The 13,457-nt window shown below is 43.4% G+C and carries 14 protein-coding genes and 1 tRNA gene; 8 read left to right on the forward strand and 7 right to left on the reverse strand.

Annotated features, from left to right (window positions below):
* Positions 1-16 precede the first annotated feature (16 nt).
* Positions 17-283: an Lpp/OprI family alanine-zipper lipoprotein gene (locus CXF83_RS18450; RefSeq protein WP_101092969.1), complete on the forward strand. Its 267-nt coding sequence runs from the start codon at positions 17-19 to the stop codon at positions 281-283.
* A gap of 204 nt (positions 284-487) precedes the next feature.
* Here the strand turns inward: CXF83_RS18450 and CXF83_RS18455 are convergent, their stop codons facing one another.
* The 5 genes from CXF83_RS18455 to folB are packed head-to-tail and all read right to left on the reverse strand — an operon-like array spanning position 488 to position 3,993.
* Positions 488-1,384, reverse strand: coding sequence for a L,D-transpeptidase family protein (locus tag CXF83_RS18455; RefSeq protein ID WP_101092971.1), 897 nt, complete (start codon positions 1,382-1,384; stop codon positions 488-490).
* Positions 1,385-1,437: 53 nt separating this feature from the next.
* Complete coding sequence (locus CXF83_RS18460; protein WP_101092973.1) at positions 1,438-2,271, reverse strand: putative RNA methyltransferase; 834 nt, start codon at positions 2,269-2,271, stop codon at positions 1,438-1,440.
* Between the two features lie 51 nt (positions 2,272-2,322).
* The gene (locus CXF83_RS18465; RefSeq protein WP_101092975.1) at positions 2,323-3,123 is read right to left on the reverse strand and encodes an undecaprenyl-diphosphate phosphatase; all 801 of its coding nucleotides are present in this window, start codon (positions 3,121-3,123) and stop codon (positions 2,323-2,325) included.
* A 24-nt stretch (positions 3,124-3,147) separates the two neighbouring features.
* The gene (gene folK / locus CXF83_RS18470) at positions 3,148-3,639 is read right to left on the reverse strand and encodes a 2-amino-4-hydroxy-6-hydroxymethyldihydropteridine diphosphokinase (protein ID WP_101092977.1); all 492 of its coding nucleotides are present in this window, start codon (positions 3,637-3,639) and stop codon (positions 3,148-3,150) included.
* On the reverse strand, positions 3,640-3,993 hold the full coding sequence (folB, locus tag CXF83_RS18475) for a dihydroneopterin aldolase (protein WP_101092979.1): 354 nt from the start codon (positions 3,991-3,993) through the stop codon (positions 3,640-3,642).
* A gap of 311 nt (positions 3,994-4,304) precedes the next feature.
* On the opposite strand from folB, the gene plsY reads away from it, so the two are divergent.
* Positions 4,305-4,916 (forward strand): glycerol-3-phosphate 1-O-acyltransferase PlsY, encoded by a 612-nt coding sequence (gene plsY / locus CXF83_RS18480; RefSeq protein ID WP_101092981.1) that lies wholly within the window; start codon positions 4,305-4,307, stop codon positions 4,914-4,916.
* A 91-nt stretch (positions 4,917-5,007) separates the two neighbouring features.
* Here plsY and tsaD read toward each other — a convergent pair whose 3' ends face one another.
* Complete coding sequence (gene tsaD / locus CXF83_RS18485; RefSeq protein WP_101092983.1) at positions 5,008-6,024, reverse strand: tRNA (adenosine(37)-N6)-threonylcarbamoyltransferase complex transferase subunit TsaD; 1,017 nt, start codon at positions 6,022-6,024, stop codon at positions 5,008-5,010.
* A 228-nt stretch (positions 6,025-6,252) separates the two neighbouring features.
* On the opposite strand from tsaD, the gene rpsU reads away from it, so the two are divergent.
* From rpsU to CXF83_RS18515, 6 genes are all read left to right on the forward strand, one after another.
* Positions 6,253-6,468: a 30S ribosomal protein S21 gene (gene rpsU / locus CXF83_RS18490; protein WP_020911290.1), complete on the forward strand. Its 216-nt coding sequence runs from the start codon at positions 6,253-6,255 to the stop codon at positions 6,466-6,468.
* 7 nt (positions 6,469-6,475) lie between these two features.
* Complete coding sequence (locus tag CXF83_RS18495; RefSeq protein ID WP_101092985.1) at positions 6,476-6,919, forward strand: GatB/YqeY domain-containing protein; 444 nt, start codon at positions 6,476-6,478, stop codon at positions 6,917-6,919.
* A gap of 104 nt (positions 6,920-7,023) precedes the next feature.
* Positions 7,024-8,754, forward strand: a complete 1,731-nt coding sequence (gene dnaG, locus CXF83_RS18500; protein WP_101092987.1) for a DNA primase — start codon at positions 7,024-7,026, stop codon at positions 8,752-8,754.
* Between the two features lie 126 nt (positions 8,755-8,880).
* Positions 8,881-10,710: an RNA polymerase sigma factor RpoD gene (gene rpoD / locus CXF83_RS18505; RefSeq protein ID WP_180960981.1), complete on the forward strand. Its 1,830-nt coding sequence runs from the start codon at positions 8,881-8,883 to the stop codon at positions 10,708-10,710.
* A 245-nt stretch (positions 10,711-10,955) separates the two neighbouring features.
* Positions 10,956-11,032, forward strand: a tRNA-Ile gene (locus CXF83_RS18510).
* A gap of 937 nt (positions 11,033-11,969) precedes the next feature.
* A complete protein-coding gene (locus CXF83_RS18515; RefSeq protein ID WP_101092991.1) occupies positions 11,970-12,326 on the forward strand; it encodes a hypothetical protein in 357 nt (118 codons plus the stop codon).
* A 536-nt stretch (positions 12,327-12,862) separates the two neighbouring features.
* On the opposite strand, the gene CXF83_RS18520 is transcribed toward CXF83_RS18515, so the two are convergent.
* Positions 12,863-13,453 carry an HAD-IB family hydrolase gene (locus CXF83_RS18520; RefSeq protein WP_101092993.1) on the reverse strand — a complete coding sequence of 197 codons (591 nt, stop codon included), beginning with the start codon at positions 13,451-13,453 and terminating at the stop codon, positions 12,863-12,865.
* Positions 13,454-13,457: the final 4 nt, after the last annotated feature.

Genomic DNA, 13,457 nt, shown 5'->3' on the forward strand with positions numbered 1-13,457 from the left:
ATAAAGGGAATTCCCGATGAATAACAAAATACTTTTGATTGCTGGTGTAGCAATGACTACCCTTCTAGGTGGCTGTGCAAACACTACTGCTCTTGAAGAAAGCGTTGCAAACCTAGGTAACAAAGTTGACCAGCTTTCAGCTGAAGTTAGCTCTCTAAAGTCTGATCATGGCAAAATGTCTGCTGACATTAATGATGCAAAAGCAGCTGCTATGGACGCACAAGCAGAAGCTAAGCGTGCTAACGACCGCATCGACAACGTAGCAACTTCTTACAAGAAGTAATTACGTTGAGGCATTAGCTTAATCATTAAGCTAGTACCCAAGGCTTGGTTTCAAGGTAACTTGACCAAGCCTTAAATTTATCTGCACTAACCTCACAATATCTCTCGACGTTCAAACACAGTTAAACTCCTCACTGTTTTTAAGCGATAAAAAAGCGCCCTATATGGACGCCTAATAAAGCTTGTCAAATGCATCAGCTCAAAGCTATTGAATATTGGTTGGAATACCACGCTGAGTGAGTAAAGCATCATTGGCTTTACTGTAATCGACAGTATCTTGACCAATGAACTCGATGACATCGCGATTCATCTCAATCACACGACTACTTTGTCCTTCAGACTCAGACAATGGCGAGTGAACTTCAATTAATTGTTGTCCATCAGGTTCGGCTGAGATTTTTACAGCTTGATTAATGACGGTAACAGAATCGCCGTACTTAACTTTATCAAATAACCATTCAATATCATCAGGGTTTAGTCGAATACAGCCCGCACTCACCCGCATCCCAATACCAAAATCTTTATTGGTACCGTGAATAAGATAGCTACCGTCACCATAGGATAGTTGAATAGCAAACTTGCCAAGCGGATTGTCTGGCCCCGCGAGTACCACTCTTGGTAGCTCTTCGCCACGCTGCTCTAAATGCTCTTTTCGAATACTTGCTGGCGGCGTCCAACTTGGATTAGGGATACGAGATTTAATCTTTGTCACCATCTCTGGTGTTTCTCGCCCTACTCTTCCGATCCCGACAGGAAAGACATGGACCTCTTTGCCGCCTTTTGGAAAGTAATAGAGCCTCAGTTCAGCCAGATTAATCACCACCCCTTTATGAGGCACATCTGGCAGCAACATTTGCGTAGGGATCAACAAGCGGCTTCCTGGCGTAGGTAAGAAAGGGTCTACACCGGGGTTAGATTCCATTAACTCCAAAATACCAATGTTGTACTGTTTAGAGATGGTTTGGAAGTAATCGCCTTTTTGCACCACATGCTCTTGTAATTCACCGACTAAACGACTGCCGCCTTGAGGGATTTGATAAACATTAGCAAAAGAAAACAACGGTAAAGTCGCTAAGATGAACAACAGCAATATACGCATCATCAGTATCTATAATTCCATTAGGTTGAATAAGCAAAGGTTACCCTGAGCCAAGACTATTTTCTAGTCATCAAGTTAATTACAAAGTCTATCTCTAGTGAGTCAAACTTTGCGTGTTGTATATGGTGTCGCATACTGTCATTCGCTCGCCAAGCATAAGGCGTCATGTCAAGAAGTGCGATAGCTTGCTCTCCAGACACCTTAACACTGATTGATAGACGTTCGCTTTGCAGTAACTCAAGCTCTTTGGGAAGATTATTGCTGACCGACTTTTCGCTGAGATCTGGGTATATAAACTCTCGAATTTGCCATAAGTGTCTAGGACCAGCTGCCACTTGCAACAAAATACCATCTTGTTTAAGCACTCGAGTCAGCTCTTTTCCCTTAAGCGGCTTATCGATTAAGGTGATCAGGTCAAAACTTTCATCTTTGATTGGTAGATGTTTTAAGTTTGAAACAATATAAGTCGGACCACTTTGTGATTTTGCAGCTGCAAAAATGGCATTCTCAGCTTCTGAAACCCCGGTTTGCTCCAAGGCGGTTTCAGGTTGTTGCTCAGTCAAGATATCCTTGACGGTTCTTAAGAAGTAACCTTCACCACAATCATAATCTAACTGCGATAATGACGCTCCTTCAGCAAACTGAGGCAAGTTAGCAATGATCTCAGCCAGTTTCTCTGCCAGTGGTACATAGATGCCGGACTCAAGCACGTAACGCTTAGCACGCATTACAGCTCGTGAGTCTATTTTAGGTTTTTTGACTAGACCAAACAACCAATAGCCTTGTTCATTCTTGTCAAAGTGGTGCTTGTTTTCACAATGCATGCCTTTTGACTCTTCGTGCACCATTAGCGGTGATTGGCAAGTTGGGCAAAGATAAATACTGTTCATGACACGCTCGCTGTTAAAATAAATAAGTAATTAAAGTGTGTGTAAGTCGCTTTAAAGGAAGATAAAGCCACACAACACCGCCCCTAGAACTAGGCGATAAATAACAAACGGAGTCATGCCCATTTTGCTGATGATTTTCAAGAAATAGTGAATACAAACATAGGCTGCGACAAATGACACAATAATGCCTAAACCTAACGCTTGATAGTCGATAGCTTGACCACTGGAAATGAGATCTTTAGTCACTAATATCGCCGCACCTAAACTGACTGGCACCGACATTAAAAAGGAAAATCGCGCCGCGGCTTCACGACTTAAGCCAAGCATTAACGCTGCCGTAATGGTGGCACCAGAGCGTGATGTCCCTGGAATAAGCGCCATTGCCTGCGCAATACCAATCACCAGTGCTTTTTTCCAACCGACTTGAAACTCAGTAAAACCTTGACGTTGCATTCTGTCTGCCCACCAAAGCAATAAACCAAAGATAATGGTGGTTGCAGCAATCACTTCAATATTACGAAGATGAGTTGCAATAAAGTCTTTTGCCGTAAAACCAACAATCACCGCAGGGATCGTCGCCAGTATAATCCACCAAGACAGCTTACTTTCTTCCGTTTGCTTACCGCTGACGATACTGCCGGTCCACGCTTTAAACATCGAGAGCAGCTCTTTACGAAAATACATCACCACAGCCAGCAGTGAGCCGGTATTGACTGCCACATCAAACGACAACCCTTGATCTTCCCAATTCAACAATTGAGCAGGCAAGATAAGGTGTGCTGAGCTTGAAATGGGTAAAAACTCGGTGAGGCCCTGGATCAGCGCCAATATAATCACCTGAAAAGTGTCCATAACTATCCTATATTAAAAAGCTTTTTATACTGACCAATCGAATTCAATAGGCCATAAATTTTGTTGAGTCTTGTCATATTCATCCCAAAGGATTTGATATGGCTCATGGGTAACCGGATGAGTTAACAGCGGCGCAATTTCAGCCAATGGCCAAAGTACAAATGCGTTGTATAAAATCTCAGCACGCGGCAGCTCTATTGGCGTCTGACAAACCACGTCATCATAAAGCAGTAAGTCGAGATCTAATGTTCTCGCTGCAAACTTCTTGGCGCCTTTCACCCGACCGTGGTCTTGTTCAATCTGTTTAAACGTCGCGACAACGGCCTCTATTGGCAATGCTGTTTCAGCAGCAACGACCATATTTAAAAAATTGGTGCCGTCAAAACCTACCGCTTCACTTTCAAAAACCGACGAAAGCAGCAGTTCATCGAAATGACAATTCAAATCAATTAAAGCCGCCTTAAGGTGACGAATGGGTTCAATATTACTGCCTAGACTTATATAAATTTTAGCCATTTATACATGACCTCGTTCAATCTCAACGCCTACAGCTGCCGCTGTCGGTACAGCGCCAGGCTTCATTACTTTTACTTTCACCCAAGGCACGTTGAATTCCACCATCACACAATGTGCGACCCGCTCAGCAACCGTCTCAATCAGCTCGATTGGCTTCTCCGTGATCAGCGCCGTGAGTCGATTCGACACGGTTTCGTAGCACAAAGCATTTTCATAATCGTCACTCGCGGCGGCTAAGCGATTATCCCAAGCCATATCTAAATCCAGTAACAAGGTTTGATGGATCTGCTTTTCCCATTCATAGACCCCAATGACGGTTTCTATTTTAAGTTCTCTGATCAGTACTTTATCCATGATTTCTCCAAAACCTTAATCTTTACCATTGAGGTCTGATTAGCTAAAGCGAACAAAAAGGATATAATCCGTCGCAAAGCTAAGATATTACTCTTTGGCTCTTTCGAACGAGAGAAAATCCAAGTAGGATAATTCCTCGTAAATAAAGAATTTATAAAAAACAGCGGCTCTATATGCAAGGTAGCTAAGAAAGCTGTAAAGCTGTTTTTTGTGCTCCAATTCACTGGCTAATTTACAAGTCAGTCAGCTAAGTTTAAAGAGCATTTTTTTATGTTGCGCGATAATACCCTAAGACGGATAAGGAAACCAATTTGACCAGTACTGCACTAACAATAATGATGATAGTGGGCGCCTATTTGGCAGGCTCAATATCGAGTGCTGTACTTGTGTGTAAAATGCGCGGCCTCCCCGACCCAAGAACCGTAGGTTCAGGTAATCCGGGGGCGACCAATGTATTGCGTATAGGCGGCGCGAGTTCCGCTGTACTGGTACTTTTTTTCGATATGCTTAAAGGCGCTGCTCCAGCATATCTCGCTTTTAGATTAGGTGTTGACCCCGTAGCGCTTGGGCTTATCGCCATTGCTGCTTGCTTAGGTCATATTTTCCCCATCTTTTTTGGATTTAAAGGCGGTAAAGGCGTTGCCACCGCATTTGGCGCAATGGCGCCCATTGGTCATTATCTAGCATTATTTTTAATGCTGACTTGGGCCGCTATAGTACTCATCACCCGCTACTCATCTTTGGCAGCCATCTGCACGGCATTGCTCGCGCCAGTGTTCACATGGTGGATTGACGATAGGTTTACCATTCCGGTTGCGATGTTATCAACCCTGATTGTCATTCGTCATCGCGATAATATTAGCCGCTTACTAAAGGGCGAAGAGGCTAAACTGTCACGAAAACGTCGTAATAAAACCTCTTAGATAATTATCCTCTTAAATGTCCAAGCTCATACTCGAAAACAGCGCCATAAAAAACGGCGCTTAAAAGCGCCGTCATAATTAGGATTCAGTACTAATCGACCGGTTCTAACGTATCTAAAGGCCATCTTGGTTGACCTTTAACGCTTAAATCATCTGTTTGCCCCGCCTTTAAACGCTGTAAGCCCGCATAAGCTATCATCGCGCCGTTATCGGTACAAAACTCATCACGAGGGTAATACACTTTGCCGCCCAGATTTTTCATCATCTCGGCCAGTGAAGCACGCAAGCGCGTATTGGCGCTGACACCGCCAGCAATCACTAAACGTTGATAACCCGTTTGCTTTAATGCACGCTTACATTTAATCGCTAGCGTGTCGACAACCGCTTCTTCAAAGGCACAAGCGATATTAGCGCGTGTTTGGTCATCTTTTGGCTCTGCAGCTATCGTATTGGCTGCGAATGTTTTAAGACCTGAAAAACTAAAGTTAAGCCCAGGTTTATCCGTCATCGGCCTTGGGAAGCGATAACTCTTTTCAATACCCTTAGCCGCGAGTTTCGCCAACCGGGGTCCGCCGGGATAATCAAGCCCCAACAATTTGGCGGTTTTGTCGAATGCTTCACCTGCAGCGTCATCAACCGACTCACCGAGTACCTCGTAGCGACCAATGCCTTCAACACCGACCAACATTGAGTGCCCACCAGACACCAATAATGCCAGAAATGGGAACGCTGGCACGTCATCTTCTAACATTGGCGCTAATAGGTGTCCCTCCATGTGATGCACCCCAATAGCTGGTTTATCCCATGAGAAAGCTAATGCACGACCAACGCATGCACCTACCAGCAACGCGCCAATAAGTCCTGGGCCCTTGGTATAAGCAATACCATCGAGATCTTCAATTGTCATATCGGCATCGGCTAATGCTTGACGAATTAAAGGTACGATTTTACGAACATGGTCCCGAGACGCCAACTCAGGCACTACGCCACCGTAGTCCGCATGCAACTTTACCTGACTATAAAGGGCATGTGAAAGTAGCCCTTTTTTATCATCATAAACTGCGATTCCTGTTTCATCACAAGATGTCTCTATTCCTAAAACCCGCATTATCTCTCATCTTTACTGCATATAATTACCGCCAATTCTACCTGCTGTGCTTTAATTACTCCAGAGTCCGATAGCGTTCTAAGCGCATTATTACCAAATAGACATAATCCCGATCGTTATAAGGGGTTTACAAAAGGTGTCTAGTCGTTATAGAATTCCGCACCATTTTTAAATTATCTGAGTCAATTAATTGTCTCAATGCAACCGACACCTAAGGGGTGATGGCTAATGCCAATTATTAAAGTACGTGAAAACGAACCATTCGACGTAGCTCTTCGTCGTTTCAAGCGCTCTTGTGAAAAAGCTGGTATCTTAGCTGACGTTCGTGCTCGTGAGTTCTACGAGAAGCCAACGACTGCACGTAAACGTGCTAAAGCCGCTGCTATCAAGCGTCTTGCTAAGAAGCTTTCTCGCGAAAACGCACGTCGCGTACGTTTATATTAATCTCATTATGAGCCTAATCGATCAGCTAAAAGAGCAGATGAAAGACGCCATGCGTGCCAAAGAAAAGGTACGCTTGGGGACTATTCGTATGGCACTAGCCGCCGTCAAACAAATTGAAGTGGATACCCGCGAATCTTTGGATGACGACCAAGCTATAGCGGTCTTAACCAAAATGGTAAAACAGCGTCGCGATTCTATTGCTCAATATACAGCAGCAGGCCGTGACGAATTAGCGCAAAAAGAAGCAGAAGAAATTCAAGTGCTTGAACACTTCTTGCCTCAGCCTCTTACTGAAGAGGAAATTCTTGCGTTAGTTGATGCTAGCATCTTAGAGATGGGCGCATCCTCCATGGCGGACATGGGTAAAGTAATGGGATCGCTAAAACCGAAAGTAATGGGTAGAGCAGACATGGCGGCAATTGGCGCTATGATCCGTGCAAAACTCAAGTAGTTTTAGTTTTAGTGATGAATGAGCCGTGCTTTTGCGCGGCTTGTTTGTTTTCGATTTTCTCTATTTAAACTTCACGAAATTAAAGGCGGCATTTAACAATACTAATGGCGATACCTCGTGATTTTATCAATGAGCTAGTAGCTCGCATCGACATTGTCGACTTAATAGACCCTAAAGTACCCCTAAAAAAGGCGGGTAAAAATCACTCTGCCTGTTGTCCTTTTCATAGCGAAAAATCTCCCTCTTTCACCGTTAGTAGAGACAAGCAGTTTTATCATTGTTTTGGCTGCGGCGCACACGGAAATGTTATTGATTTTGTCATGGAATATGACCGACTCGACTTCGTGGATGCAATTGAAGAACTCGCCGGACAGTTAGGACTTGAAGTTCCACAGGAACAAGGTACCGGTAAGCCTCGCGATCAAGAGTTAAGTCGCGATTTATACCAACTGATGGAGGAGTCGAGTTTATTCTTCCAAAGTCAGCTAAGACAACACAGTGACAAACAAAAAGTGCTTGATTATTTATCACATCGAGGGCTTTCAAAAGACGTAGTAGAACACTTTAACATTGGCTTTGCCCCAGATGGTTGGGATGGTTTGTTAAGCCGCTATCGTCAAAATCAAGATTCACAGAACAAACTGCTTACTGCTGGTATGGTCATTGAAAATGACAGTGGTAAGCGATATGACCGATTCCGCGACCGATTAATGTTCCCAATCAGGGATAGACGTGGACGAGTCATTGGCTTTGGTGGCCGAGTTTTGGGAGAAGGTACGCCAAAGTACTTGAATTCTCCAGAAACGCCCATATTTCATAAGGGCAATGAGCTCTATGGATTGTATGAACTAAAGCAACGCCATCGAGACCCGCAACAAGTACTCATTGTTGAAGGCTATATGGACGTCGTAGCACTTGCGCAATTTGACGTTGATTATGCCGTAGCCTCATTAGGCACCTCGACCACCGCTGAACAATTTCAGCTGTTGCTGCGTAGCGCAAAAGAAGTTATCTGTTGTTACGACGGCGATAAAGCAGGCAAAGAAGCCGCCTGGCGTGCGCTAGAAACCGCTTTACCACTGTTAAAACCGGGTAATCAGGTTCGCTTCATGTTCCTACCTGAAGGCGAAGACCCTGACACTCTCGTCAGGCAGATTGGTAAAGATAAGTTCGAAGAAAGTATTGGCCACGCCATGGCACTACCAGAGTTTCTATTTGATAATTTGGCGAAAAAATTTGGCAAAGAAGACAAAAGTGTATTGGCAAAAAATGCCATTAAACTGATCGAAAAAGTGCAAGACACAGTATTACAAAGTCTATTGCTTGAAGATTTAGCACACAAGCTAAGAATGAACGGTGCTGACGAGCTTAAACGAAAATTTAACTTTTCGACTAAGTCGGCCGATAAACCTAAACAGCACAAAGCGTTGAAAGGACGTGGCACCCCGATGCGATTAGCCATTGCATTGTTGGTACAACATCCACGCTTAGGTGAGAAATTGCCTCAGCAACCAGCGCTAAAACATATACAGATGGCAGGTATTGACTTACTGACCCTTGTATTAGATTTAACTCGCGGCAAAGTAATGAGCAGCGCACAACTACTTGAACAGTTCAGGGGCGATGATAAATTCAGTACCCTAAAAAAACTGACCCAATGGGACCATCAAGTGGCGGACGAAAACTTGCTCCGAGAGTTAAAAGAAACACTCGTGTGGCTAAATAACCAGTATATTGAGCAACGTTATCAAGAGCTGAGTTTAAAACAGAACCACACGAAAGAAGAACGGTTGCAGCTTAAAAAGCTAATCGCAGTGATCCAAAAGCAAGCTTAAAGGCAATTTTTGCACCAAAAGTAAGCACTTGGACTAGCACAGCGAAGCACCGAAGGCTATAATTAACGACTTACGTGGCTGTTTTTTGCCCGTCGTTTTAACTGTTTCCCAACTTGGATGATATCTATGGATCATACTCCGCAGTCGCAACTTAAATTGTTGCTTGCCAAAGGTAAAGAGCAAGGTTATTTAACCTATGCAGAAGTCAACGATCACCTACCTGCTGACATGGTCGATGCCGACCAGATCGAAGATATTATCCAGATGATCAATGATATGGGTATTCGAGTCTATGAACAGGCTCCGGATGCTGATGATATCATGATGTCTGAAGACAGCACCGATGATGATGCTGCCGAAGAAGCTGCTGCCGCACTGGCTACAGTAGAAGCTGAATTAGGTCGTACTACCGATCCTGTCCGCATGTATATGCGTGAAATGGGTACCGTTGAACTACTGACCCGTGAAGGCGAGATTGTCATCGCTAAGCGTATTGAAGAAGGGATCAACACGGTTCAAGCTTCAGTCGCCGAATATCCGCAAGCAATTGCGATGATCCTTGAGCAATTCGATCGTTATGAAGCGGAAGAAGTTAGATTATCTGACATCATATCTGGTTTTATCGACCCAAATGCTGAAGATGTTGCTCCAGCAGCAACTCACGTCGGTTCTGTTCTGTCTGAAGCTGAATTAGAAAATGCTGATGATAAAGACGATGAAGATGAAGAAGAGGAAGGTCCAAAAGGTCCCGATCCTGAAGAAGCAAAAGAAAAATTCACAACGCTTCGCCTAGCTCACGAAAGAGCATTAGAAATCATCGCTGTAAAAGGTCGTGGTCACCCAGAGTCGACTGTCGCACTATTTGAAATTGGCGAAATTTTTAAAGAATTCCGTTTGATGCCTAAGCAGTTTGACCGCTTAGTAAAAAGCATGCGCGCAATGATGGATAAAGTCCGTGTTCAAGAACGTTTGATCATGAAGCTTTGTGTTGAACAAGCTAAAATGCCAAAGAAAAATTTCGTTAAGGCTTATACCAGCAACGAAAGCAGCATTGAGTGGTTCAACCTAGAATTAGCATCAGGAAAATCACATGTTGAAGGCCTAAAAGTCGTCGCATTTGACGTACAGCGTTGTCGTGCAAAGCTTGACGCAATTGAGAAAGAGACTGGCCTAGCTATCGGTGCGATTAAAGACATCAACCGTCGTATGTCAATCGGTGAAGCGAAAGCTCGTCGCGCTAAGAAAGAGATGGTTGAAGCCAACCTACGTCTCGTAATTTCTATCGCTAAGAAATACACCAACCGTGGTCTACAGTTCTTGGATCTTATTCAAGAAGGTAATATCGGTTTGATGAAAGCGGTTGATAAGTTTGAATACCGCCGTGGTTATAAGTTCTCGACTTATGCAACATGGTGGATCCGTCAGGCAATTACTCGTTCAATTGCTGACCAAGCTAGAACTATCCGTATTCCAGTACATATGATTGAGACGATCAACAAGCTAAACCGTATCTCTCGTCAAATGCTACAAGAGATGGGTCGTGAACCTTCTCCAGAAGAGCTTGCTGAGCGCATGTTAATGCCTGAAGACAAGATCCGTAAGGTACTTAAGATTGCTAAAGAGCCTATCTCCATGGAAACACCTATTGGTGATGATGAAGATTCGCACTTAGGTGACTTTATCGAGGATACCACCCTCGAGTTGCCGTTGGACTCTGCGACAGGCGAAAGCTTACGTAATGCAACACACGAAGTACTTGCAGGCCTAACGGCTCGTGAAGCTAAAGTACTGCGTATGCGTTTCGGTATCGACATGAACACTGACCACACGTTAGAAGAAGTGGGTAAGCAGTTCGATGTAACCCGTGAGCGTATTCGTCAGATTGAAGCGAAAGCGCTACGTAAGTTGCGTCACCCTTCTCGTTCAGAGATTTTGAAGTCATTCCTAGACGAATAGTCTCAAGGATAAGAGGCGAATAGTCTTACACTAAAGACTAATCATCTTAAGATAGATTCTACCTCTGTTTAAAAAGCTGCCTATGGGCAGCTTTTTTTGTATAAATTCAACTAAGCTGGCTTGAGATTGATTAACAGATAAGCAGTTGAATCGATAGACGTGCATTATGCGTAAAACTCAGGTGACAATCGCTTTTAAACCTCGTATACTTTCCTCGCTTTCGATAGTGACGACTATCTTAAGTCGGCCCCTTAGCTCAGTTGGTTAGAGCATACGACTCATAATCGTCAGGTCCTGTGTTCGAGTCACAGAGGGGCCACCAATTAAAACGAAAAAGCCTACCTTGTGTAGGCTTTTTTGTGTCTGAAATTCAATATCGGCTACAGTCCTTATTTTTGAATTTAGGGTCCATCGCGCCGATATTACACATTATGCCTAAACAATTTCAAAGCATGTCGTGAAGTGATAGCGTTCAGGTCGCTAATGGCATCGGCATTAACGACATTTCCACCGTCCGTAGTACTCTTCATTAAATAGCTGGATTCGTTATTCGAATTCAATATTTGTGCTAAATTTAAGATCCATGACCCAAAGCCAAATAGAGCTCATTTCACCGTTATAAACTCACGTAGTTCAAGTTATGCAGGCTAAACAACCTTGATAGGCCGTTCAAACGTTTTTCTGCCCTAAGCTTCAAATCAATAACCCCAGAGCCAGCTTTCACTTATGTCATCATTATCGATTCAGACAACTCTCCTCTCCCTAAGAGGAACCACCACATAACCCCTACTATTTATAGGTTATTATATATAGGATTTAGGTTAGATTTCTTAATGACATTGCTCACAGAACAGGGGTAAATATAATGTGATTAGTTATATTTGCAGTAACATTATTTACGAAGATAATGTTTGCTGATTATTGACTCCATCTTTGTGCTAGCAGTATCAGTTTAATCTATCAAAGTTTGGCTGATCCAATTTTTCAATGTGTTGCCGGAAACATCAATATGAGCAAAGCATGCGGACAGTGACGCTGTGGCTTAAGTGCCGTAAAACAAACATTGATCATTAAACATGGGCTTGATAAGTCAATCATTGCACTCTAGCATAGTTCGAAACAACATGGTCACAGCTTGACAGCTGAAGAGTCAGCGTCAATATTTCTACATGATTCTATTATTTGTTGCCATGATTTGTTCAGCACGCAAGCTAACGACGGCAAACACCAACTGATTATAAATAATGAGGCAACACCCGATGAACACATTTAAGAAAGTACTACTCGCTTCAACTTTTGGTGCAGTAGCACTTACAGGTATGGCTCATGCAAGTGATCTAACATGCAAAGTATCCGATGGTGACAATATCACTATGAAGAATATCAATATTCTGCGTTCTAACGAGTCGATAGTTAAGATTGATGGTAGCTACAAGTCACCTGTACTAAGCGACATCTATAGAATCGATGGAGTAGATGGTAAAGACATTAGCGAAACGCCTACTTATCTATTATACAGTCAGTATCCGGTAGCTGACCACGCGTTACGCGCAACAGTACAAGTCTACGGCGAAGACGCTGTAACAGGCCTTTGTACTGTGACTGAAGAAATGTAAGCAATAGATTCAAATTGCCGCATGCGGCAGCATGGTTTGTTGTTGTACTATTGACGGACAAGGCATCGATATTCACTTGATGCTTTGCTGTTCAATAAAAAATTAATGGTGAAATGCCTTTCTACAGATACTTATATACTCAAAAAACCTCGAAATACAGGGTCCAACATAACGAGACGTGTCAGAGTTCAAGGTCGTTAATTGCGCCTGCATTATCGACATATCCATCGTCCATGATGTCTTCATGGAAATGCAGTATTCGTCATTATTGGCTCCGGCATCCTCGGTAACGTCTCCGGCTTTGCTCAATCTCCTGAATCTGACTTCTATGCCATCGTAATTCAATGTTGATGTTCATGAATTTGGAATGAAAAACAATGTGAATTATCACCTTGCCCTTCAAATGTTGATGTAGAAGCCTGCGTGAATAGCGCCGAAAAATGAAGTTGGGTTCAAGCATTAAGTCATCAGTACGCTCACCGGCATCAAAATAGCATAAGCTAAAAAATGGGCTACTGTGTGCTCAGCTTCAAAACCTATACTTTGATGCCATTCATATAGGCGTGATCTGCTATCGCTAACATGGCCAGATCTTCGTGAGTATCTCCGTAGGCAAAAACCTCAACATAATCACTTAACGTGAACTGGTTTTGCACCTTAGTTACTTTCATATCACAGCTACAATCACCTGACACATAAAACCCAGTGTAGGTCCCCTCTTTAACAGACATTTCGCTACAAATTAGTGTTATTCCCATTGATTCACACCAGGGTCGTAAATAGAGATCTAACGAGGCTGAAACCAACACCACTTGAGCACCATCCGCTTGGTGCTGTTTTAGCGCTGCTAGCATCTCTGGACGGATTGATTGTGGGATAACATTGAGTGCGTACTGCTTACCAAGAGCAGATATAACGGTTTTATCTCGACCAACAAAAGCACAGTAGCTGACTAAAGGCCTTAGCTTTCTCGCTGGGATAACCCGCAGCCTATAAAGAACATATAACGGGGAAAGGAAAACAGAACCAAGTACCAAGCGTACGGGGCTTGCTGAATAAAGGATAAAACGAGTGTACATGTCATGATGGGTTAGCGTGCCATCAAAATCAAATAGCGCGAGTTTCAAACTG

Source organism: Shewanella sp. Choline-02u-19 (assembly GCF_002836205.1).
Classification (GTDB): domain Bacteria; phylum Pseudomonadota; class Gammaproteobacteria; order Enterobacterales; family Shewanellaceae; genus Shewanella.

Excerpts from the sequence above, each read along its gene's own strand:
- CXF83_RS18450 (WP_101092969.1), top strand. The coding sequence starts at position 17 with ATGAATAACAAAATACTTTTGATTGCTGGTGTAGCAATGACTACCCTT.
- CXF83_RS18465 (WP_101092975.1), bottom strand. The coding sequence starts at position 3,123 with ATGGACACTTTTCAGGTGATTATATTGGCGCTGATCCAGGGCCTCACC.
- tsaD (WP_101092983.1), bottom strand. The coding sequence starts at position 6,024 with ATGCGGGTTTTAGGAATAGAGACATCTTGTGATGAAACAGGAATCGCA.
- CXF83_RS18515 (WP_101092991.1), top strand. The coding sequence starts at position 11,970 with ATGAACACATTTAAGAAAGTACTACTCGCTTCAACTTTTGGTGCAGTA.
- folK (WP_101092977.1), bottom strand. The coding sequence starts at position 3,639 with ATGGCTAAAATTTATATAAGTCTAGGCAGTAATATTGAACCCATTCGT.
- CXF83_RS18455 (WP_101092971.1), bottom strand. The coding sequence starts at position 1,384 with ATGATGCGTATATTGCTGTTGTTCATCTTAGCGACTTTACCGTTGTTT.
- CXF83_RS18495 (WP_101092985.1), top strand. The coding sequence starts at position 6,476 with ATGAGCCTAATCGATCAGCTAAAAGAGCAGATGAAAGACGCCATGCGT.
- folB (WP_101092979.1), bottom strand. The coding sequence starts at position 3,993 with ATGGATAAAGTACTGATCAGAGAACTTAAAATAGAAACCGTCATTGGG.
- rpsU (WP_020911290.1), top strand. The coding sequence starts at position 6,253 with ATGCCAATTATTAAAGTACGTGAAAACGAACCATTCGACGTAGCTCTT.
- rpoD (WP_180960981.1), top strand. The coding sequence starts at position 8,881 with ATGGATCATACTCCGCAGTCGCAACTTAAATTGTTGCTTGCCAAAGGT.
- CXF83_RS18460 (WP_101092973.1), bottom strand. The coding sequence starts at position 2,271 with ATGAACAGTATTTATCTTTGCCCAACTTGCCAATCACCGCTAATGGTG.
- dnaG (WP_101092987.1), top strand. The coding sequence starts at position 7,024 with ATGGCGATACCTCGTGATTTTATCAATGAGCTAGTAGCTCGCATCGAC.